Below are 21146 nucleotides of genomic sequence, written 5' to 3' on the forward strand. Positions count from 1 at the left end.
GTCCCGATGCGCTTCCTTCCCGTCAGCCTGACGACATTCCTCGTCGAACTCGCCGATCTCGACGAAACGCTCGCCCTCTTCGCGTCGCTGGAGGCGGAGCCGGTCGACGGCATCGAGGAGATCGTGCCGGCGGCGCGCACGCTGATGATCCGCTTCCGGCCGGAACGGGCAACGGCAGGCGCACTTGCGGAGATGCTGAGGGGCCGCGACCTCTCGGGCAAAATAGCGGCGTCTGACAAGCTGATCGAGATTCCCGTCGACTATAGCGGCGAGGATCTAGATGACGTGGCGCGGCTGACGGGCCTGTCGGTGGAAGAGGTGATCCGCCGCCATACGGAGAGCGAGTTCACCGTTGCCTTTTCCGGCTTCGCGCCGGGTTTCGGCTATCTGGTCGGCGGCGACCCGGCGTTGCACGTGCCGCGCCGCCAGTCGCCGCGCACAAAGATTCCGGCAGGCGCGGTGGCACTCGCCGGCGCCTTCAGCGGCGTCTATCCGCAGGCGAGTCCGGGCGGCTGGCAGATCATCGGCGTCACGCCCGTCAAGATGTGGGATCTGGCGCGCGACCCGCCGGCGCTTTTCCAGCCCGGCTACCGGGTTCGTTTCTACGATCTGGCAAAGCGGACCATGCCGGCGGGCAAACCCGCCGAAAAGCCGTCATCGCCTGGCCGGAGGCTCGAAGCGTCCGAGATCGATGGGGTGACATTGACGGTGCGCGCGACGCCCATGCCGGTTCTCTTCCAGGACCTGGGCCGTTTCGGGCAGGCGGGGCAGGGGGTTTCTGCGTCGGGCGTGCTCGATCAGGACGCGCTCAAGGCCGCCAACCGCATCGTCGGCAATCCGGCGGGCTTCGCCGGCCTTGAGATCACGCTCGGCGGCCTGTCCTTCGAGGTGTCCGGCCGGGCCGTCATCGCACTGACGGGTGCTCCATGTCCGATCACCGTCACCAGCGCCAGAGGCCGGCGACTGACCGCGTCCGTTTACCAGCCCATATCGCTTGAAACCGGCGACGTGGTTTCGCTCGGCCAGCCGCTTGCCGGGCTGCGGTCCTATCTCGCCGCACGCGGTGGTTTTGCAGTCGAACCCGTCCTCGGAAGCGCCTCGACCGATACGCTGGCGCATGTCGGGCCGGAGACGGTCGTCGCCGGCACCTCGCTCCTCATCCGCGCGGGAACTGCCGGGCTCGCCAGCGTGTCGCTGAACGAGGCACCCGTCCGCGACCTTCCGGCACCCGGCGACGTGGTGACGCTCGACATCGTGCTCGGCCCGCGCACCGACTGGTTTACGGAGACGGGTCTCGCCCGGCTGACGAACCAGGCGTGGCACGTCACGCCGCAATCGAACCGCGTCGGCATCCGCCTTGCCGGAGAGCAGCCGCTGGAGCGGAAGGACAATGCGGAGCTACCGAGCGAGGGCACGGCGACGGGGGCGGTTCAGGTGCCGCACAGCGGCCAGCCGGTGCTCTTTCTCGCGGATCATCCGCTGACGGGCGGCTACCCGGTGATCGGCGCGGTTGCCGAGTATCACCTCGACCTTGCCGGCCAGATCCCGATCGGCGCACGGATCCGTTTCAGGCCGATAACCCGCTTTTTCGATTTCTAGGCTGTCGCCGGCCGCAACGCTCGGCCACGACGACAAGGGAGGTTCCCAATGAAGAAAGTTCTGATCGCCAACCGGGGCGAGATCGCCGTCCGGGTCATCCGGGCCTGCCGCGACCACGGCCTTGCCTCGGTCGCGGTCTACGCCGATCCGGACATCGATGCGGTCTTCGTGCGGCTTGCCGACGAGGCTTATGGTCTTTCGGGCGCACGGCCCTCGGAAACCTATCTCGATATTGCCAAGCTGATCGACATCGCGCACCGCTCGGGCGCGGATGCCGTTCATCCGGGCTATGGCTTCCTTTCCGAACGCGCCGAGTTTGCCCGGGCGGTTCTTGATGCCGGTCTCGTCTGGATAGGGCCGGACCCACAGGTGATCGAGGCGCTGGGGGATAAGGTCGAAGCACGGCGGATTGCCGAAAGCGTCGGTGCGCCGCTGGTCGCCGGCAGCAACGGCCCCGTCGAAAGCGCTGCCGAGGTCATGGCCTTTGCGGAGCAGCATGGCCTGCCGATCGCGATCAAGGCGGCCCATGGCGGCGGCGGCCGCGGCCTGAAGGTCGCGTGGACGATGGAAGAGGTGGCGGAGCTCTACGCTTCCGCCGTCCGCGAGGCGACCGCCGCCTTCGGCCGCGGCGAGTGCTTCGTCGAACGCTTCCTCGACCGGCCGCGGCACATCGAGGCGCAGGTGATCGCCGACCGGCACGGCAACGTGCTCGTTGTCGGCACGCGCGACTGTACGCTGCAGCGCCGCAACCAGAAGCTCGTCGAGGAGGCGCCGGCGCCGTTTCTCTCCGACGCGCAGCGTCAGTCCATCCACAGGGCGGCGAAGGAGATCTGTGCGGCCGCCAGCTATACGGGTGCCGGCACCGTCGAGTTCCTGCTCGGCTCCGACGGCGCGATTTCCTTCCTCGAAGTCAACACGCGCCTGCAGGTGGAACACCCGGTGACCGAGGAGACGACGGGCATCGATCTCGTCGTCGAGCAGTTCCGCATCGCCGAAGGCCTGCCGCTGCGGCTCACCGAGGCACCCGAACCACGCGGCCACGCTATCGAGTTCCGCATCAATGCCGAGGATCCGGGTCGCGGTTTCCTGCCGACGCCGGGCACGGTCACGCGCTTCGATGCACCGTCCGGGCCGGGCGTGCGCCTCGACAGCGGGGTCGAAACGGGCTCGACCATCCCTGGCACGTTCGATTCGCTGATGGCGAAGCTGATCGTGACGGGCGCCACGCGCGACGAGGCCCTTCGGCGGGCGCGGCGGGCGCTCGACGAGTTCCGCATCGACGGCGTGGCAACGGTGCTGCCGTTCCACCGCGCGGCCGTCAGGTCGCAGGATTTCACCGCCGAAAACGGTTTCAAGGTCCATACGCGCTGGATCGAGGCGGACTTCGCCGCCATGCCGCCGGCCGATGCCCGGCCGGAACCGCCAGCCGAGACATCGGTGCTGCGCACCCATATCGAGATCGACGGCAAACGGCACGAGGTGGCCCTGCCCAGAGTTCTCTTTGCCGGCACTGGCGCACCTGCGCCCGTCGCGGAAGGAAAGCCGGATGCCGGCGCGGTCGATGCGTCCGCGGTGGCGGCCCCGGTGGCGGGAACCGTGCAGTCCTGGAAGGTGGAGGACGGCGCCGCGGTCAAGGAAGGCGAGCTCATCGCGGTGATGGAGGCGATGAAGATGGAGACGCAGGTGACAGCGCCGCGTGCCGGGACGCTGCGCTTCGCCGCGGCGCAAGGCGCCTATGTCGATGCCGGCGCCGTTCTCGCCCGCTACGTCTGAGGGATACTCAATGCCAGTAGCCAGTGCCGCGAGAGGCGGGTGTCGAATGAACGCCCGTCCTTAGCGGACGAGGTAGCGCTCTTCGTAAAAATGCTCCTCGAGGTTCACGCCCTCGCCGCCGCGGTCGACGACGGCGAAATCCGAGACGCCGTCGAGCGGTGTCAGGATTCCGTGCCAGACGTTGCGGCCGATATTGACTCCCTGGCCCGGCGCCGTCCGGAAGGCGATCGGTTCGCCGGGGCCATTCTTCGTCTCCTCGGCCACGACGACGAGAAACGGGTGCGCAGTCAAGGGAATGAAGGCTTGACTGCCGAGCGGGTGCCGCTCGACCATGGTGAGTTCGAGCGGCAGGGGATAGGGCTCGCCGCGCAGCAGGCTGATCATCGGCCGCGCATGTTCTCCCATCGTTTCGATCTTCGCCAGATCATGGTAGCGCGTGCACTTGCCCGCATTGATCGGGAAATTGTGCGCGCCCTCCCGCTCGATCACCTGCCCGAAAGGTGCAAACGCCTCCCGGGTGAGCGGCTGGATCCGGATCGTCTTCACTGCGCGCCTGCGATCTGGCCGAAGACACGCAGCCGGCTGACGCCGCCGTCCGGGAAGATGTTGAGGCGGACATGGGTGACCGGACCGGCATTCTTGACGATATTGCCGTTGAACTCGTGGATGCTGTCGGCGGCAAGTTTCTGCTCGGGCAGGATTTCCTCCCAGAACATCGAGGAGGCCGTCACCAACGCCTCGAGGTCGCCGTTGGCGCCGGCAAGGTCGGCGACCTGCAGCGAGCAACCATCCGGATAGTTGCCCTTGAAATGGGCCGTGTCGACGACGATCCGGTCGACCGTGGCGCGCGCCGCCAGCTTGACGATGATCCAGTCGTTGCCGGGCTCGCGGCGGCGGCGCGTCTCCCAGCCGTCGCCCATGTTGACGCCGCGGCCGGGCGCCAGCAGCCGGTGATGGCCGTAATGGCCGTTCGAGAAGGTGACGATCTGGCCGCCCATCAGCGAGGAAGCAAGGTCGACGGACTCGCTGCCGATCTTCGAGAGATCAAGTTCCGGGATGCCGTAGACGCGGAAGCGCGCCACGCCGCCATCGGGATAGATGCGCAGGCGCACATGGCTGAAAAGCGCGTCGCTGTCGCAGGCGAAATAGTGATGCGCGCTGGCCGAAAGCGGGCTCATGCCGAGAAGCTGCGTCCATTCGGTGTCGTCGGCCGGCCCTTCCGGCGTGTAGCAGGCCTCGATAGCGCATGCAGACGGAAAGTTGCCGGTAAAATGCGCCGTGTCGACGTCGAAGCCGGAGATACGGCCGGAGGCGGCGAGCGCAATGATCGCGTTGTCGTGGCCTTGGCCGCGCCGCCGCCGCGTCTCCCAGCCATCCATCCACTTGCCGTGATCGTCGAAGCGCTCCGGGTAGAAGACGGCGGGCTCGTCGGCGAGCATGCGCGCGAGCGGGGCGAAGAACTCATCCGTCGCGAAGACGCCCCTGGCGCCGAGCCCGGCGGAGGCGAGGTTGATCGTGTTGCGCGCGAAAGCGGGCAGGGTATCGGTATCGGTCGTCATCGTGGTCTCCTCAGTTGGGCAGCATGTCGGCGAGGCGGAGGAGGGCGATCCTCTCCACCTGGCGGCAGGCGGTCTCGAATTCGGTAGTGCGGTCGTTGGCGATGCGGTTTTCGAAAGCGGCAAGGATCTCTTCCTTGCTGCGGCCCTTCACCGCCATGATGAAGGGAAAGCCGAAGGTCTCGACATAGCGGCCGTTGAGCTCGGTGAAGCGCTCGCGCTCGCCATCCGTCAGCGCGTCGAGGCCGGCGCCGGCCTGTTCGGCCGTCGAGCTTTCCGTCAGCCGCTTCGCCTCTGCGAGCTTGCCGGCGAGGTCCGGGTGGGCGACGAGGACGCCGAGCCGTTCCTCCTCGCTCGCCGCGCGGAACTGGAAAGCGAGTGCCGCGTGCAGGCCGAGCGACGTATCGTTGGCGGCCGACAACTCGCCCGCAAAGGCGCGGCGCGCGATCCAGTCCGAATGCTCGAAGACGCCGCCATAGCGCGCCACGAACTCGTTCTCCGAGAGCCGCGACGGCCGGTCGATGCTTCTTGGCGGATGTGCCTTCGCCCAGTGCTCGGCGATGTCGATGCGCCGGGCGATCCAGACCTTCTCGTGACTGCTGACGTAGTCGAGGAAGCGGGCGAGCGCCATGGCGCGGCCCGGCCGGCCGGCAAGGCGGCAGTGCAGGCCGATGTTCATCATCTTCGGGCTGCCGGCGGCGCCCTCCGAATAGAGTAGGTCGAACGAATCCTTCAGATAGTCGAAGAACTGCTGCCCGCTGTTGAAACCCTGCGCGGTCGCAAAGCGCATGTCGTTGGCGTCGAGCGTGTAGGGAATGACGAGCTGCTGGCGGCCGGCGTGATCGTGCCAGTAGGGCAGGTCGTCGGCATAGCTGTCGGAGACATAGGCGAAACCGCCTTCCTCGGCGACGAGATCGACGGTATTTGCCGAACAGCGGCCGGTGTACCAGCCGCGCGGGCGATCGCCGGTGACGAGCGTGTGGATGCGGACTGCCTCGGCGATTGCGGCGCGCTCCTCCTCGCGATCCATGTCCTTGTGCTCGACCCATTTCAGCCCGTGCGAGGCGATCTCCCAGCCGGCCGCCTGCATCGCTGCGACCTGCGCCGGCGAGCGCTGGAGCGCGGCCGCTACACCGTAGACGGTGACCGGCATGTCGCGCTCCGTGAACAGCCGGTGCAGCCGCCAGAAGCCGGCGCGCGCGCCATAGTCGTAGATCGATTCCATGTTCCAGTGGCGCTGGCCCGGCCAGCCGGAGGCGCCGACGATCTCCGAGAGAAAGGCCTCGGACGCCGCGTCGCCATGCAGCACACAATTCTCGCCGCCTTCCTCGTAGTTGACGACGAACTGCACGGCGATGCGCGCGCCATCCGGCCAGACCGCATCGGGCGGGGTCGCGCCGTAACCCTGAAGATCGCGCGGATAGCGCATGAAACGGTCCTCCAAACGTTCGTGATGGCCTATCCGTAGCCGCAAATCGCGCGCGCCGTTTCCCCCGAAAAATTTGAAAGTCTCGAAGAATCCCGCCGCTTCTCAAGGGGAATGGGCTGGCCGATAGTGGCGGAACGAGTGCTCGAACGGGAGGTGAAGCGATGCAGTCTGAGGCGCAATCCGGCGGTCGGCTGACGACCCATGTGCTGGACACGGCAACGGGCAAGCCCGCCCGCGACCTTCGCATCGAGCTTTTCCGGATCGACGGCGAGGATTGTCGGCATCTCAAGACGACCGCGACGAATGACGACGGCCGCTGCGACGCGCCGCTTCTCGCGGGCGCCGAAATGGCGAAGGGTGTCTACGAATTGCGCTTCCATGCCGGCGACTATCTCGGCCGCGACGAGAGCGATGCTCCGCCCTTCCTCGACATCATCCCGCTGCGCTTCGGCATCGCGGACGACGCCGCGCATTACCATGTGCCGCTGCTGCTTTCGCCTTTTTCCTATTCGACCTACCGGGGGAGCTGAGCCATGGGCATCGACATCCGCAAGACGATCCGCTTCCTCCTGAACTATCAGACGGTGGAACTCGATGCCGTCCGGCCGAGCGATACGCTGCTCGATTTCCTGCGCCTCGACCGGCGTCTCAGCGGCACCAAGGAAGGCTGTGCCGAGGGCGACTGCGGCGCCTGCACGGTGCTGGTCGGGCGCCTGTTCGACGGCCGCCTGACCTATGAATCCGTCAATGCCTGCATCCGTTTCGTCGCCTCGCTCGACGGCTGTCACGTGGTAACGGTGGAATCGCTCGCCACACCGGGCGGGCCGCTGCACCCCGTTCAGCAGGCGATGGTCGAGACCCACGCCTCGCAATGCGGTTTCTGCACGCCGGGCTTCGTCATGTCGCTCTACGGCCTCTGGATGGAGAACCCGAAACCGTCTGTCGCCGAGATCGAGAAGGCTCTGCAGGGCAATCTCTGCCGCTGCACCGGCTATGCCGCGATCATCCGCGCCGCCGAGGCGATCTCCTCGATCGGCGATCGTGACCTGGACCCGCTGGTCGCCGAGCGCGCGTCCATCGCCAAAAGACTCGCCGCGCTGAAGGACGGCCGCCGCGTGGTCATCGAAGCCGGGGGCGGGCGCGTGATCCTGCCGGCCTCGCTCGACGACTTCGCCGACGTCTACGCAGCCGAGCCGAAGGCCACGATCGTCGCCGGCTCGACGGATGTTGGCCTCTGGGTGACCAAGTTCATGCGCGACATTTCGCCGGTGATCCACATCGGCCATCTGGACGAGCTGCGCCGGATCAAATCGGACGCAAACGGCATCACGCTCGGCGCCGGCGTCAGCTACACCAGCGCCTATCCGGTGATTGCCCGCCATGTCCCGCAGCTGACCGAACTCTGGAACCGCATCGGCGGCGCGCAGGTGCGCAACATGGGCACGGTCGGCGGCAACATCGCCAACGGCTCACCCATCGGTGATACGCCGCCGGCGCTGATCGCGCTCGGCGCGACGGTCACGCTGCGCAAGGGCGATAGCCGCCGGGCGTTGCCGCTCGAAGCCTTCTTCATCGACTACAGCAAGCAGGACCGGGCGCCGGGCGAATTCGTCGAATCGGTGCATCTTCCGGCGCGCGACGGCGCCGACCGTTTTGCCGTCTACAAGATCACCAAGCGGCTCGACGAGGACATTTCCGCCGCCTGCGGCGCCTTCCGCGTCCGGGTCCGGGACGGGCGCATCACTGACGCCGCCATCGCCTTCGGCGGCATGGCCGGCACGCCGAAGCGCGCGGCCTATGCGGAAGCGGCCCTTGTCGGCGAGGTCTGGGGTGCCGATGCGTTCGAGGCCGCCGCCATCGCACTCGCCAGGGACTACACGCCGCTCACCGACTGGCGCGCCTCCGCCGGCTACCGGATGCTGGTCGCGCAGAACCTCGTGCGCCGCTTCTATCTGGAGCAGGACTCGGCGGAACCCGTGCGGCTCGGCCGGACCCTCAAGGTCGCGGTGTAAGGGAGGACATCATGAACGTCATGCAGCCCATCGATTGCATCACTAACGACAAAACCTCCAGAGATCGCATCCGCGGTGCCGTGCACGAGAAGGAAAAACACGAATCCAGCCACAAGCACGTCACCGGCACGGCCGAATATATCGACGACATTCCCGAACCCGCCGGGCTGCTGCACGCCTATCTCGGCCTGTCTGAGCGTGCCCATGCGGACATCCTGTCGATCGATTTTTCCGCGGTCGAGGCGAGCCCCGGCGTGATTGGCATCCTGACGGCGGCCGACATTCCCGGCGAGAACGACATCAGCCCGGCCCACAAGCACGACGACCCGGTTCTGGCCGCCGGACGCGTCGAGTTCCACGGCCAGCCGATCTTCGCGGTCATTGCCGAAACACGCGATGCCGCCCGGCGCGCGGCAGCAAAGGTGAAGATCGACTATGCCGACCTGCCGCATGTGCTCGACGTCGTGGAAGCCGAGAAGACCGGCTATCCTGTCGTCTTCGAGCCGCTGAAGCTGGAACGCGGCGACATCGCCGCCGGCTTCGCCCGGGCGACAAACGTCGTCGAAGGCGAGATGCGGATCGGCGGACAGGATCATTTCTATCTCGAGGGCCAGATCTCGCTCGCCATTCCCGGCGAGGACGACGAGGTGACGCTTTTCTCCTCGACGCAGCATCCGAGCGAGACGCAGCACATGATCGGCCAGGTGCTGGGCATCGCCTCGCATGACGTGACGGTCAATGTGCGGCGCATGGGCGGCGCCTTCGGCGGCAAGGAGACCCAGGCGAACCTGTTTGCTGCCGTCGCCGCGCTCGCCGCGAAGAAATATGGCCGCGCGGTGAAAATCCGCCCGGACCGCGACGACGACATGACGGCGACCGGCAAGCGTCACGACTTCCACGTCGCCTACCGGATCGGCTTCGACGACGACGGCCGGATCGAGGCGGTGGACGCGACCTATGCCGCGCGTTGCGGCTTCTCGGCGGACCTTTCCGGCCCCGTCACCGACCGGGCGCTGTTTCATGCCGACAACTGCTATTTCTATCCTGATGTCCGGCTGCGCTCGCGCCCGCTCAAGACCAACACCGTCTCGAACACCGCCTTCCGCGGCTTCGGCGGGCCGCAGGGCATGGTCGGCGGCGAGCGGCTGATCGAGGAAGTCGCCTATGCGCTCGGCAAGGACCCGCTGGATATCCGCAAGCTGAACCTCTACGGCGGCGAGGGGCGGAACCTCACCCCCTATCACCAGACCGTCGAGGACAACATCGCCGGCCGCATCATCGAGGAACTGGAAACCTCGGCGGATTATCAGGCACGTCGCACCAAGATCATCGCCTTCAACGCGACAAGCCGGGTGATCCGGCGCGGTATCGCGCTGACGCCGGTAAAATTCGGCATCTCCTTCACCAAGACGGAATATAATCAGGCCGGTGCGCTGGTGCATGTCTATGCCGACGGCTCGATCCAGTTGAACCACGGCGGCACCGAGATGGGGCAGGGGCTCTATACCAAGGTGGCACAGGTGGTGGCCGACGAATTCCAGGTCGACCTCGCCCGCATCCGCGTCACCGCCACCTCCACGGGCAAGGTGCCGAACACCTCGGCAACCGCCGCTTCGTCGGGCTCGGACCTCAATGGCATGGCCGCGCAGGATGCCTGCCGGCAGATCAAGGCGCGGCTCGTTGCCTTCGCTGCCGAACGCTACGGCGTCCCTGAAAGCGAGATCGTCTTCGAGGCGAACCGGGTGCGCATCGGCACCGAACGCATCGCCTTCGACGACTTCATCCGGTCGGCCTATGGCGCCCGCATCCAGCTCTCGGCCGCCGGCTTCTACAAGACGCCGAAAATCCACTGGAACCGGGCCGAGGGGCGGGGACGACCGTTCTTCTATTATGCTTATGGCGCATCCTGCTCGGAGGTCAGCGTCGACACGCTGACCGGCGAATACCAGGTCGACCGCACGGACATCCTGCACGATGTCGGCCGCTCGCTGAACCCGGCCCTCGACATCGGCCAGGTGGAAGGTGCCTTCGTGCAGGGCATGGGGTGGCTGACGACCGAGGAACTCTGGTGGGACGCAAAGGGCCGGCTGAGGACGCACGCGCCCTCCACCTACAAGATCCCGCTCGCCTCGGACCGGCCGCGCGTCTTCAATGTCGCGCTCGCAGAATGGTCGGTGAACCGCGAGGAGACGATCCGCCGCTCCAAGGCCGTCGGCGAGCCGCCCTTCATGCTGGGGATTTCCGTGCTGGAAGCCATCTCCATGGCGGCGGCCAGCGTTGCGGACTACACTCTGCCGCCGCGCCTCGACGCACCGGCGACGCCGGAGCGCGTGCTGATGGCGATCGAACGGCTGAGGGCGCAGAGGAAAGGTTGAAGCGATGCCCGCCGTGCGCGAAAACATCCGCGATTTCCTGCGCCGGGAACCGGCCACGATCCTCGTCGAGGTGACCGGTGCCGCGGGCTCCACGCCACGCGACACGGATGCCTGGATGCTCGTCTCGGTGACGGCGATCTTCGCGACGATCGGCGGCGGGCAGCTCGAATATATGGCGATCGATGAGGCGCGCCGCGCGTTGCGCTCCGGCCGTGACCCCGAACCGATGTCGGTGCCGCTCGGTCCCGAGATCGGCCAGTGCTGCGGCGGCCGCGTCGGCCTCGCCTTCACGCCGGTGACGCCGGCCCTTGCCGACGACCTCATCGCGCGCAGCGACCGGGACACGGCGGCGCGGCCGCATGTCTACATCTTCGGGGCCGGCCATGTCGGCGATGCGCTCGCTATGGCGCTGTCGCTCGCGCCTCTGCGCGTCATCCTCGTCGACACGCGCGAGGCGGAACTCGTCGCCTCCGCCGTGCCGGATGTCGAGACCTGCCTGACGGCCATGCCGGAAGCCGTGGTGCGCGACGCGCCCGCCGGCAGCAGCTTCGTCATCCTCACCCACGACCACGCGCTGGATTTCCTGATCGCCGCCGAGGCGCTACGTCGCACGGATGCCGCCTATGTCGGCATGATCGGCTCGAAGACGAAGCGCGCCACCTTCCGCAACTGGCTCGTGCGAGAAGTCAACCGCCCGGACCTCTTCGACCGCCTCGTCTGCCCGATTGGCGGCACGGCCCTGAAGGACAAGCGCCCGCCGGTGATCGCCACACTTGCGGCCGCCGAAATCATGACGGCGGCGCTGAGCTGGACGAGGACGGCGACAGCGCTTGCACCACTGGCGCGCTAGAATTCGATCTTTCGGCCAGAGAAATCGGCGCGCTCGGGCGTAAAATCATCATCGAACCGGCTGTCCGGATCACTGAGCGCTTTCATCAGGCTCTTTGACTTCGGCTCGCCGGCCTTCCCCTCCAGCATCCTGCCGATCAGCCGCTGGCAGCGTTCGGCCATGAAGTCGATCATCAGGCGGACTTTGGGGTCCTGGAAGCGCTTGTGCGGATAGATCGCGGCGAGCTGCACCGGGGCGGGCGGCGTGTCCATGAGGATTTCCACCAGCGATCCGTCGCTCAGATGCGCCTTCACCTCGAAGAGCGGCTTGTTGATGATGCCCCGGCCCTCGAGCGCCCATTGGGTCAGCACGTCGCCGTCGTCGCTGTCATAGGGGCCGGCGATCTCGAACTTGCGCACGCCTTCAGCGGTTTGCAGCGTCCAGTAATATTCCTTGGACCCCGGATAGCGCAGCAGCAGACAGTCGTGCTTGTCCTCGATCAGCGCATCGGCCGTCGCCGGAATGCCGCGCCCGTCGAGATAGGCCGGCGCCGCGCAGAGGACGCGCTCGCAATTGAGGATGCCGCGCATGCGCAGGTTCGAATCCTCCAGCACGCCGAGCTTGAAGGCGACATCGACGCCCTCGCTGAGGATATCGACATTGTGGTCGGAGAGCCGGAGCCGCACCTCGATGTCGGGATATTTGTCGTGGAATTCCGGAATGCCCGAAGCGATCAGCCGCCGGCCGATGCCGAGCGGCGCGGTGATGCGGAGCGAGCCCTTCGGGTTGCGCGAGAGGTCCGCGATGGCCCCCTCCGCCTCGTTCACCGCCTCAATGATCTTGACCGCACCATCGTAGAACACCCGCCCGTGTTCGGTCGGCGAGAGCTTGCGGGTCGTGCGGTTGAAGAGCCTGACGCCCAGATGCCGCTCCAGTTCCTTGATGCGGTTGCTGGCGACAGCAGGCGTCACGCGCTGGTCGCGCCCGGCGGCAGAAAGGGTGCCGAGTTCGACCACACGAACGAAGACGCGGACATTATCGAGATAGGACATGGTTCTTTCTACCACAGGCGCCGGCTGACCACAGCGGGGCTGATCTTATAGTTTTTTTTGAAAGTGTTGAGGATTATCGGGGATTTTCGCGAAAATCGCGCGATGGCACAACGCTCCCGAATAGCGGGAGGCTTCTATGTACGACTATGCCATCGCCTGGGACTGGCTGACCTTTGCCGTGCGCTGGCTGCACGTGATCACCGGCATCGCCTGGATCGGCTCGTCCTTCTACTTCGTCGCACTCGACCTCGGCCTGAAGAAACATCCCGACCTGCCGCCGGGCGCGCATGGCGAGGAGTGGCAGGTGCATGGCGGCGGCTTCTACCACATCCAGAAATACCTGGTGGCGCCGGCCAACATGCCGGAACACCTCGTCTGGTTCAAATGGGAGAGCTACGTCACCTGGCTTTCCGGCTTCGGCATGCTCTGTCTCGTTTACTATGCCGGCGCCGACCTTTATCTCATCGATCCGAACGTGCTGGATGTTTCGAAGCCGGTGGCGATCGGCATTTCGCTGGCGTCCATCGCACTCGGCTGGATCTTCTACGACCTGCTCTGCAAGTCGCCGGTCGGCAATGACAACACGCGGCTGATGGCCATCCTCTATTTCATCCTCGTTGCCGTGGCCTGGGGTTATACGCAGCTCTTCACCGGCCGCGCGGCGCTGCTCCATCTCGGTGCCTTCACCGCGACGATCATGTCGGCCAACGTCTTCTTCATCATCATTCCGAACCAGAAGATCGTCGTCGCCGACCTCATCGCCGGCCGCACGCCGGATACCAAATACGGCAAGATCGCCAAGCAGCGCTCGACGCACAACAACTACCTGACGCTGCCGGTTCTCTTCCTGATGCTGTCGAACCACTATCCATTGGCCTTCGCCACGGAGTTCAACTGGATCATCGCCTCGCTCGTCTTCCTGATGGGCGTCACGATCCGGCACTATTTCAACACCCGCCACGCCAATGCCGGCAACCCGACCTGGACCTGGCTCGTCACCGCCATCCTCTTCGTCATCATCATGTGGCTTTCGACCGTGCCCAAGGTGCTGACCGGCGAGACGGAAGAGGCGAGGGTGCCGGAGGCCCACCAATCCTTCGTCACGGCGGACGCCTTCCCGCAGGTGCGCGACACCGTGCTCGGCCGCTGCACCATGTGCCACGCGAAGGAACCCGGCTGGGAGGGCATCGCCGTGCCGCCGAAAGGGGTGGTGCTGGAAACGGACGGCGAGATCGCCGCCCATGCGCGCGAGATCTATCTCCAGGCCGGACGCAGCCACGCCATGCCGCCGGCCAATGTCACCCGGATTTCCGAGGACGAGCGGCGCCTGCTCGTCGCCTGGTATGAAACCGCCGTCAAGGGAGGAGAAACCCGATGAGCGACCTTCTGATCCGCGGCCGCGTGCTGACTTTCGTCGCCGAGCCGCAGGGCATCGACGACAGCGTGGCCTATCGTTATGTCGAGGACGGCGCCGTGCTGGTGCGCGACGGCAAGGTGGTGGAAACCGGCGCCTATGCGGACGTGCGCAAGCTCGCGGGCGCCGGCCTGTGCGTCGCCGATCACCGGCCGAACCTTGTGCTGCCCGGCTTCATCGACACGCACCTGCATTTCCCGCAGACGCAGGCGATCGCCTCTTACGGCGCCCAGCTTCTCGAATGGCTGAACACCTACATCTTCGTCGAGGAGCAGAAGTTCGCCCGCCCTGAGCACGCCGCCTTCATCGCCGGCCGCTTCATGGACGAGCTTCTGTCGAACGGCACGACGACGGCCGCCGCCTATTGCTCGGTGCATCCGGAAAGCGTCGACGCCTATTTCACGGCGGCCGAGCAACGCGGCATGCGCATGATCGGCGGCAAGGTGATGATGGACCGCAATGCCCCGGACGCGCTGCGCGACACGCCGCAACAGGGCTATGACGAGACGAAGCGGCTGATCGAAAAATGGCACGGCCGTGGCCGGGCGCACTACGCGATCAGCCCGCGCTTCGCCATCACCTCGACGCCGGAGCAGATGGCGATGAGCCAGGCGCTCGTCGCCGAACATCCCGACTGCTACGTCCAGACGCATCTCTCCGAAAACCGCGATGAGATCGCCTATGCGACCTCGCTTTATCCGGAGGCGAAGGACTATACGGACATCTATGCCCGCTACGGCCTGCTGACGGAGAAGACGCTGCTCGGCCACTGCATCTATCTCGACGATCGGGAAGTGTCCGTGCTGGCCGAGACCGGCGCCGTCGGCGTCTTCTGCCCGACCTCCAACCTCTTCCTCGGCTCCGGCCTCTTTGACCGCGACCGCCTCGACCGGCTCGGCGCACGCTGGTCTGTGGCGACCGATGTCGGCGCCGGCACCAGCTTCTCGATGCTCGAAACCATGGACGAGGCCTACAAGGTGCTGCACCTGCAGGGCCAGCGCCTGACGCCGTTCAACTCCTTCTATCGCATGACGCTCGGCAATGCCCGCGCGCTCGGTCTGGAAAAGCAGATCGGCTCGCTCCATGCGGGCGCCGACGCGGATATCGTCATTCTCGATTCCTCAGGCAAGTCGGCGATGGAACTGCGCATGCGCACGGCGAATTCGCTGGCGGAGGAGCTCTTCATCCTCCAGACGATGGGCGACGACCGCTGCGTCGCGGAAGTCTATGTCGCCGGTCGGGCTATGAAAAGCGGAGCGTCAGATTCGCCGGCGAGCGCGGCGAAGCACGACCTCGAGCCGGCGTAAGCGCTTCCTTTGGAGCCGGACTGAGGCAAACCGGCGCCAGGCAACCGGCTCTCTGCTCACCCGAGCTCAAGCGCCGGGTCGAAGGTGAAGAGCTCCTGCGCCCTCGCAAAGCCGCGAAGCGCATAGCGGCCGAGCGACACGAGATGCGCCTGCTCCTCGACGGAGCACGCTTCGAGGAAATCACGCGACATCAGCGTGTTCCTTTCCACCGAGTTGCAGAGCGAGGCGATCCGGCTCACCATGTTCACCGCCGGGCCGACGACCGTGAAATCCAGCCGGTTGCGGCTGCCGATGTTGCCATAGAAGACCTCGCCGATGTGAAGGCCGAGATAGACCTCCGTCGTCGGTTCGCCGCGCTCCAGCCTGCGGGCGTTGAGTCCGACAAGGTCGGTCCGCATCTGGCGACTGGCATCGAGTGCTGCCTGTGCGGCGGCGCCCGGTCCTGCCTCGTCCGCGTTGAAAATGGCGAGCACGCCGTCGCCCATCAGCTTCAGCACACTGCCGCCGTTGGCGTGGATCGCCTCGATGATGAGACCGGCATAATCGTTGAGGAAGGGGATGATCTGGTCCGGATCGGACCGGTCGGAGATGCCGGTGAAGTTGCGCAGATCGGAAAACCACAGCACGGCGTCGATCCGCTCGGCGGTGCCGCGCGTGATGCGGCCGCTCACCACCCTCTGTCCGGCATCCCGCCCGAGATAGACGTCTGCAAGGGTGCTGATGATGTGCTTGCAGGATGCCGTCTTGACCGCGAGGGCGACCGTGGGGAGCAGCACCCGGAGTGCGACGAGATCCTCCGTGCCGAATCCCTCGGGCTTGCGGGTCATCCATTCGCCGTAGACGGCGTCCATCGCGCCGACGCGGCCGCGTTCGCCGAAATGCTGTATCGTTGCCAGGTAATCCGTGTGGGCCAAGGGACTTCAACCTTTCCAGCCGGCTAATATCCAGCGCCGCCTCTTTCGCGAGGGGTCGGCGGACCTCTTCAGCGTCGTCGGTCAGCATCCGAAAGAAGATGGAGTTTTCCCAGTCGGTGCGCGCCTCTCCCTCGTCGGTGGATTCGTAGACGAAGTTGGTCTTCAGCGTTTCCACGCTGTCCCATTGCAGGGCGCGGCCTTCGAAATCCGGATGCAGCGTGTCGATCAGCACGAGGACACGCGAGAGCGCCAGCCCGGCGGCATTGCAACGTTCGCAGAATCCGTTGAGCAGGACACCTTCTTCGGTTCCCTCGATGCCCTGGCGCGAGAGCCAGTGCAGGATGTCATTCAAGTCCTCGGGAGCCATGCGCGCGACCTTCTTGCCAGCCCCGACATTAGGACGAAAACCGGTATTCGCCCATCCCCGAACAATCTGTGTGCGGCATCGCTTGTCCACCGCGCGAAAATGAACCGGAAAGAAAGGCGGTGTCTGGCGAGTGAGAAAATAAGCAATTGGAATATATGAGTTTTATTGAAGGGGAACGCGATTCCGGGACGCGCATGTATCGCCGGCCGGCTCCCTCTGGAAAGGCGGCGTTAACCTTTATTTTCTATTCACGGGGGCAGGGGCGTTCGCCCCCGTCAGTACTCCAAGCGTGCAGGTTCCCATGCGTCTTTCCCGAACCAATGTGAGCAATTCCAGCGGCCGCGATGTCGAGCGACGCGACGCGGGGGATGAGGACAGGCAGGGCGCCTATGCGGCCGGGGCGACCGACGGCGATCTCGTGCAGCTTCCCGAGTGGCAACGTGCCTTCGTGCTCGGTCCGAACGTGCGCTTCACCCGGACGCCGGAAAGCGCCTATGCCAAACGGCAAACGGCGCAGGGTGCAGTCGAGGCCCATACTCCCGTTTCTGCGGATGATATGCGGCCGCAGGTCGAGGAGGCAGCCATCGAGTCCGAGCCTGTTGCCATCCCAATTCCGCAGCACCAGGACGTGTCGCAGGCATCCGTCGACGTGACGTCAGGGGAAACGGCGGACAACACACCGCTGTCGCTCTACCTGCGTCTGAAAAGGGAAATGAACGCCGCGAGCAGAGCCGCCTTGCAGCAGGCAGCGCCACCGCCTGCGCCGCGCCGGGAGACGAATTCGGCTGCTGTTTCCCGGCTGGCTGCGGGCAACCCGGCAACGACGCCACGGTCGCTGCAACCGACCGTTCCGGTTGCGCATGCCAGCCAGGCCGCATGGCCGGAGGCGAGGGCCCTCGACCTGCCGGTTTCGGATTTCATTTTCTGGGAAACGATGCCCTTCGCGGCCGCTCCCGCGCCACTGCCGCCGGCGCGCCGAAAGCCGGTTCCTGCATTCGAGGCTGAACCGGGATCCGTGACGGCGTTCTATCGGGAGGTGGACTGCGGTCAACCCGCGCCGCATCCCCTGCCGTATCCGAACAAGGACCGGACGCCTCCCGGTGCGGTGGCCCATGATCGTGCGATTGCCCTTGCACAGACGGCGGCTGAGACGTTTCTGCGGGAACCGGCCGCGCGACCGCTGCCGATGGCGGCCGCAAAGCCTCCAGCGCCGATCGCGCGCGCGACAGCGGTAACCGAAGCGCGACCTGCGGCCGCAGAAGTCGTGCAAGCCGCACCCGTACTTGCGGCTACGCCGGTACGCGAGCGCGCGCCCGTCGTGACGGCGGAGGTCGAATATGAATTCCCGCCGGTCGCGCTGCTGCAGATGCCGGCAGGGCAGACGACGCACACGATGACGGCAGAGGCGCTCGAACAGAGCGCGGGCCTGCTGGAAAGCATCCTGGAAGATTTCGGCGTGAAGGGCGAGATCATCGATGTCAGACCCGGCCCTGTCGTGACGCTTTACGAATTCGAGCCGGCGCCGGGTGTCAAATCCTCGCGCGTCATCGGTCTTTCCGACGATATCGCCAGGTCCATGTCGGCGCTCTCGGCCCGCGTTGCCGTCGTGCCCGGCCGCAATGTCATCGGCATCGAATTGCCGAACGCAGTTCGCGAGACGGTCTTCTTCCGCGAACTCATCGAATGCGAAAGCTACTGGGAAACGAAGTTCAAGCTCGCGGTCTGCCTCGGCAAGACGATCGGCGGCGAGCCGGTGATCGCCGAACTCGCCAAGATGCCGCACCTGCTGGTTGCCGGCACCACCGGCTCGGGCAAGTCGGTCGCGATCAACACCTTCATCCTCTCGCTGCTCTACCGCCTGCGGCCGGAAGAGTGCCGGCTGATCATGGTTGATCCGAAGATGCTGGAACTCTCCGTCTACGACGGCATCCCGCATCTTTTGACCCCCGTCGTCACCGATCCCAAAAAGGCGGTCATGGCGCTGAAATGGGCGGTGCGCGAGATGGAGGACCGCTATCGCAAGATGTCGCGCCTCGGCGTGCGCAACATCGACGGCTTCAACGCCCGCGCCGCCTCGGCCCGCGCCAAGGGCGAGACGGTGATGTGCGACATCCAGAAGGGTTTCGACCGCTCCACCGGCGAACCCTTCTACGAACAGGAGGAGATGGACCTCACGCCGATGCCCTATATCGTCGTCATCGTCGACGAGATGGCCGACCTGATGATGGTGGCGGGCAAGGAGATCGAAGGCGCCATCCAGAGGCTCGCCCAGATGGCGCGGGCCGCCGGCATCCACCTCATCATGGCGACCCAGCGTCCGTCGGTCGATGTCATCACCGGCACGATCAAGGCGAACTTCCCGACCCGCATCTCCTTCCAGGTGACCTCGAAGATCGACAGCCGCACGATCCTCGGCGAACAGGGTGCGGAACACCTGCTCGGCCAGGGCGATATGCTGCACATGGTCGGCGGCGGGCGCATCTCGCGCGTCCATGGCCCCTTCGTCTCCGACGAGGAGGTCGAGGCGGTCGTCGCGCATCTGAAGGCGCAGGGCCGTCCGGAGTATCTCGGAACGGTGACCGAGGATGCCGACGAGGAGGATGCGGAGGAGGCCGAGGACACGGCGGTCTTCGACAAGTCGTCGATGGGCGAGGAGGAGGGCGACGACCTCTACGACAAAGCCGTGAAGGTTGTCATGCGCGACAAGAAGTGCTCGACATCCTATATCCAGCGGCGCCTGTCGGTCGGCTACAACCGTGCGGCGTCCCTCGTCGAACGCATGGAGAAGGAAGGTCTCGTCGGGCCGGCGAACCATGTCGGCAAGCGGGAAATCCTCTCCGGCAATCGCGATCGTGACCCGGTCGAGGCAGCCTTCGGCGACGAAGACTGAGCCGGAGAGGGGCGGTCGATTTCGATCAGAGATCCCAGAGACGGCGCGCAGTGGCGCGATAGAGCTTTTCGCGTTCGTCCGCCGAGCAGGTGCCGAAGATCGCCTGGGTCGCGCCGACCCAGGTGGAGAGCCCGCCGCCGAGCGTGCAGACCGGCCAGTCGCTGCCCCAGACGACCCGGTCCCAGCCGAAGGCAGCGACGATGTGTTCCGCGTAGGGCCGGATCGTCGTGACGGTCCAGTTTTCGGGATCGGCATAGGCGATGATGCCGGAGATCTTCGCCGTGACGTTCGGCCGTTTCGCGATCTCGGAAACCCCACGCCTCCAGGTCTCGAAATCGCCCGAGACGATGTCCGGCACGCCGCAATGGTCAAGGACGAAGCGCGTGTCCGGCGCGGCGTCGATCAGGGCAACCGCGAGCGGCTGCTGGCGGGCGAGCATGCAGAGGTCGAAGGTAAGCCTTGTCTTGCCGATGCGTCGCACGTTCTCGCGAAAGGCGGGTCGCTCGGACACGTCGTCCGGCACCACGTGGAGCACTCGACGGAATCCCTTGACGACGGGGTCGGCGGCACAGGACTCCAGATAGGCGGGAAAGCCCGCGTCCTCCGGCCGGCAAGCTGCGATCACCCCGGCGATGAGGCTGTCGTCCTCGCTGGAAAGTGCGCGGACGACGTTCGTCTCGTTGCCTATATCCTCCTCCGTGACATCCACCTCCATGTGCAGCGCGGCCTCTATGCCGAGGCGCCTTGCCTCGCGGCTGTACTCGGCATAGGAAAAATCCCGGTTGAGCGCGCCGGCACCGGCAAGCCAGGGATAGGCAAGGCGCGACCGGTCGATCAGATGCAGGTGGGTGTCCAGAAACACGATGTCCTCCCTGGTGCCCTGGCTCGAATGGCAGTCGGCGCAGGGAATGATGCCGGCAGCCGTGTTGACAGCGGCTTTTTGTGTCCTTTATATATAAAGAACATTTTTAAAAACACAAGCGTGGATGCGTGGCAAGAGAGCTTGTCGCCCGGTCCGCCGCATCCGGGAGGACGACATGACCCGCATTACAGGCCTGCGCGTATACGACCTCAGGTTCCCCACGTCGCAGAGCCTCGACGGCTCCGACGCCATGAATCCGGATCCCGACTACTCTGCGGCCTATGTGGTGCTTGAAACAGACCGCCCGGGGCTGGAAGGCCACGGTCTGACCTTTACGATCGGTCGCGGCAACGACATCTGCTGCATGGCGATCCGCGCGATGGAACACCTGGTCGTCGGAACCGAGCTCGACACGGTGCGCAGCGCACCCGGCAAATACTGGCGGCATCTGACCGGAGACAGCCAGTTGCGCTGGATCGGGCCCGACAAGGGCGCGATGCACCTGGCGACCGGCGCCGTCGTCAATGCCGTGTGGGACCTGCTCGCCAAGGAGGCCGGCAAACCGGTCTGGCTGCTGGTGGCGGAGATGTCGCCGGAGGAGATCGCCGACATCGTCGACTTCCGCTACCTGACCGACGTGCTGACGCACGACGAGGCGGTCGCGATCCTGAAAGCGACCGAGGCCGGCAAGGCGGAGCGGATCGCGACGCTCCGGCACGAGGGTTACGCCTGTTATACGACATCGGCCGGCTGGCTCGGTTATCCGG

Annotated in this window: 14 protein-coding genes and 2 pseudogenes; 10 read left to right on the forward strand and 6 right to left on the reverse strand. The window is 65.8% G+C overall.

Features of this window, described 5'->3' with window-relative positions; genetic code table 11:
* Positions 1–6 precede the first annotated feature (6 nt).
* Together LXM94_RS13925 and LXM94_RS13930 are read left to right on the forward strand one after the other, a co-directional pair.
* Positions 7–1599 (forward strand): 5-oxoprolinase subunit B/C family protein, encoded by a 1593-nt coding sequence (locus LXM94_RS13925; protein ID WP_235772069.1) that lies wholly within the window; start codon positions 7–9, stop codon positions 1597–1599.
* A gap of 48 nt (positions 1600–1647) precedes the next feature.
* The gene (locus LXM94_RS13930; protein WP_235772070.1) at positions 1648–3372 is read left to right on the forward strand and encodes an acetyl/propionyl/methylcrotonyl-CoA carboxylase subunit alpha; all 1725 of its coding nucleotides are present in this window, start codon (positions 1648–1650) and stop codon (positions 3370–3372) included.
* A 60-nt stretch (positions 3373–3432) separates the two neighbouring features.
* On the opposite strand, the gene LXM94_RS13935 is transcribed toward LXM94_RS13930, so the two are convergent.
* From LXM94_RS13935 to puuE, 3 genes are read right to left on the reverse strand one after another with little or no spacing between them, the layout of a single operon-like run.
* Positions 3433–3918, reverse strand: a complete 486-nt coding sequence (locus LXM94_RS13935; RefSeq protein WP_235772071.1) for an ureidoglycolate lyase — start codon at positions 3916–3918, stop codon at positions 3433–3435.
* On the reverse strand, positions 3915–4931 hold the full coding sequence (gene alc, locus LXM94_RS13940) for an allantoicase (RefSeq protein WP_235772072.1): 1017 nt from the start codon (positions 4929–4931) through the stop codon (positions 3915–3917). The genes LXM94_RS13935 and alc overlap by 4 nt, the downstream gene beginning before the upstream one ends.
* 10 nt (positions 4932–4941) lie before the next feature.
* Positions 4942–6357, reverse strand: a complete 1416-nt coding sequence (gene puuE / locus LXM94_RS13945) for an allantoinase PuuE (RefSeq protein WP_235772073.1) — start codon at positions 6355–6357, stop codon at positions 4942–4944.
* A 161-nt stretch (positions 6358–6518) separates the two neighbouring features.
* Here puuE and uraH point away from each other — a divergent pair, with 161 nt between their 5' ends.
* Genes uraH through xdhC form a run of 4 tightly spaced genes read left to right on the forward strand, consistent with a single transcriptional unit; the run spans position 6519 to position 11594 of the window.
* The gene (gene uraH, locus LXM94_RS13950) at positions 6519–6887 is read left to right on the forward strand and encodes a hydroxyisourate hydrolase (RefSeq protein ID WP_235772074.1); all 369 of its coding nucleotides are present in this window, start codon (positions 6519–6521) and stop codon (positions 6885–6887) included.
* 3 nt (positions 6888–6890) lie between these two features.
* On the forward strand, positions 6891–8369 hold the full coding sequence (xdhA, locus tag LXM94_RS13955; protein WP_235772075.1) for a xanthine dehydrogenase small subunit: 1479 nt from the start codon (positions 6891–6893) through the stop codon (positions 8367–8369).
* An 11-nt stretch (positions 8370–8380) separates the two neighbouring features.
* Positions 8381–10744 (forward strand): xanthine dehydrogenase molybdopterin binding subunit, encoded by a 2364-nt coding sequence (gene xdhB / locus LXM94_RS13960; protein WP_235772076.1) that lies wholly within the window; start codon positions 8381–8383, stop codon positions 10742–10744.
* A gap of 4 nt (positions 10745–10748) precedes the next feature.
* Positions 10749–11594 (forward strand): xanthine dehydrogenase accessory protein XdhC, encoded by an 846-nt coding sequence (gene xdhC / locus LXM94_RS13965; RefSeq protein WP_235772077.1) that lies wholly within the window; start codon positions 10749–10751, stop codon positions 11592–11594.
* On the opposite strand, the gene LXM94_RS13970 is transcribed toward xdhC, so the two are convergent.
* Complete coding sequence (locus tag LXM94_RS13970; protein WP_408015644.1) at positions 11591–12625, reverse strand: LysR family transcriptional regulator; 1035 nt, start codon at positions 12623–12625, stop codon at positions 11591–11593. The genes xdhC and LXM94_RS13970 overlap by 4 nt on opposite strands.
* Positions 12626–12761: 136 nt before the next feature.
* Here LXM94_RS13970 and LXM94_RS13975 point away from each other — a divergent pair, with 136 nt between their 5' ends.
* On the forward strand, positions 12762–14003 hold the full coding sequence (locus LXM94_RS13975) for a urate hydroxylase PuuD (protein ID WP_235772078.1): 1242 nt from the start codon (positions 12762–12764) through the stop codon (positions 14001–14003).
* On the forward strand, positions 14000–15346 hold the full coding sequence (gene guaD, locus LXM94_RS13980) for a guanine deaminase (protein ID WP_235772079.1): 1347 nt from the start codon (positions 14000–14002) through the stop codon (positions 15344–15346). Before LXM94_RS13975 ends, guaD begins: the two co-directional genes overlap by 4 nt.
* 56 nt (positions 15347–15402) lie before the next feature.
* Here guaD and LXM94_RS13985 read toward each other — a convergent pair.
* Positions 15403–16627 (reverse strand): annotated as a pseudogene (locus LXM94_RS13985) (adenylate/guanylate cyclase domain-containing protein).
* A gap of 301 nt (positions 16628–16928) precedes the next feature.
* Between LXM94_RS13985 and LXM94_RS13990 the strand changes: the two are divergent.
* Positions 16929–19517: a DNA translocase FtsK gene (locus tag LXM94_RS13990; RefSeq protein ID WP_235772080.1), complete on the forward strand. Its 2589-nt coding sequence runs from the start codon at positions 16929–16931 to the stop codon at positions 19515–19517.
* Positions 19518–19542: 25 nt separating this feature from the next.
* Here LXM94_RS13990 and LXM94_RS13995 read toward each other — a convergent pair whose 3' ends face one another.
* Positions 19543–20379, reverse strand: a complete 837-nt coding sequence (locus LXM94_RS13995; protein WP_235772081.1) for an amidohydrolase family protein — start codon at positions 20377–20379, stop codon at positions 19543–19545.
* A gap of 175 nt (positions 20380–20554) precedes the next feature.
* Between LXM94_RS13995 and LXM94_RS14000 the strand changes: the two are divergent.
* A pseudogene (locus LXM94_RS14000) lies at positions 20555–21146 on the forward strand (fuconate dehydratase); the annotation flags it as partial.

Source organism: Rhizobium alarense (assembly GCF_021555155.1).
GTDB classification, from domain to species: domain Bacteria; phylum Pseudomonadota; class Alphaproteobacteria; order Rhizobiales; family Rhizobiaceae; genus Rhizobium_D; species Rhizobium_D alarense.

Coding starts and splice junctions, on each gene's coding strand:
- LXM94_RS13925 (WP_235772069.1), top strand. CDS start 7: ATGCGCTTCCTTCCCGTCAGCCTGACGACATTCCTCGTCGAACTCGCC.
- LXM94_RS13930 (WP_235772070.1), top strand. CDS start 1,648: ATGAAGAAAGTTCTGATCGCCAACCGGGGCGAGATCGCCGTCCGGGTC.
- alc (WP_235772072.1), bottom strand. CDS start 4,931: ATGACGACCGATACCGATACCCTGCCCGCTTTCGCGCGCAACACGATC.
- puuE (WP_235772073.1), bottom strand. CDS start 6,357: ATGCGCTATCCGCGCGATCTTCAGGGTTACGGCGCGACCCCGCCCGAT.
- uraH (WP_235772074.1), top strand. CDS start 6,519: ATGCAGTCTGAGGCGCAATCCGGCGGTCGGCTGACGACCCATGTGCTG.
- xdhA (WP_235772075.1), top strand. CDS start 6,891: ATGGGCATCGACATCCGCAAGACGATCCGCTTCCTCCTGAACTATCAG.
- xdhB (WP_235772076.1), top strand. CDS start 8,381: ATGAACGTCATGCAGCCCATCGATTGCATCACTAACGACAAAACCTCC.
- xdhC (WP_235772077.1), top strand. CDS start 10,749: ATGCCCGCCGTGCGCGAAAACATCCGCGATTTCCTGCGCCGGGAACCG.
- LXM94_RS13970 (WP_408015644.1), bottom strand. CDS start 12,625: ATGTCCTATCTCGATAATGTCCGCGTCTTCGTTCGTGTGGTCGAACTC.
- LXM94_RS13975 (WP_235772078.1), top strand. CDS start 12,762: ATGTACGACTATGCCATCGCCTGGGACTGGCTGACCTTTGCCGTGCGC.
- guaD (WP_235772079.1), top strand. CDS start 14,000: ATGAGCGACCTTCTGATCCGCGGCCGCGTGCTGACTTTCGTCGCCGAG.
- LXM94_RS13990 (WP_235772080.1), top strand. CDS start 16,929: ATGCGTCTTTCCCGAACCAATGTGAGCAATTCCAGCGGCCGCGATGTC.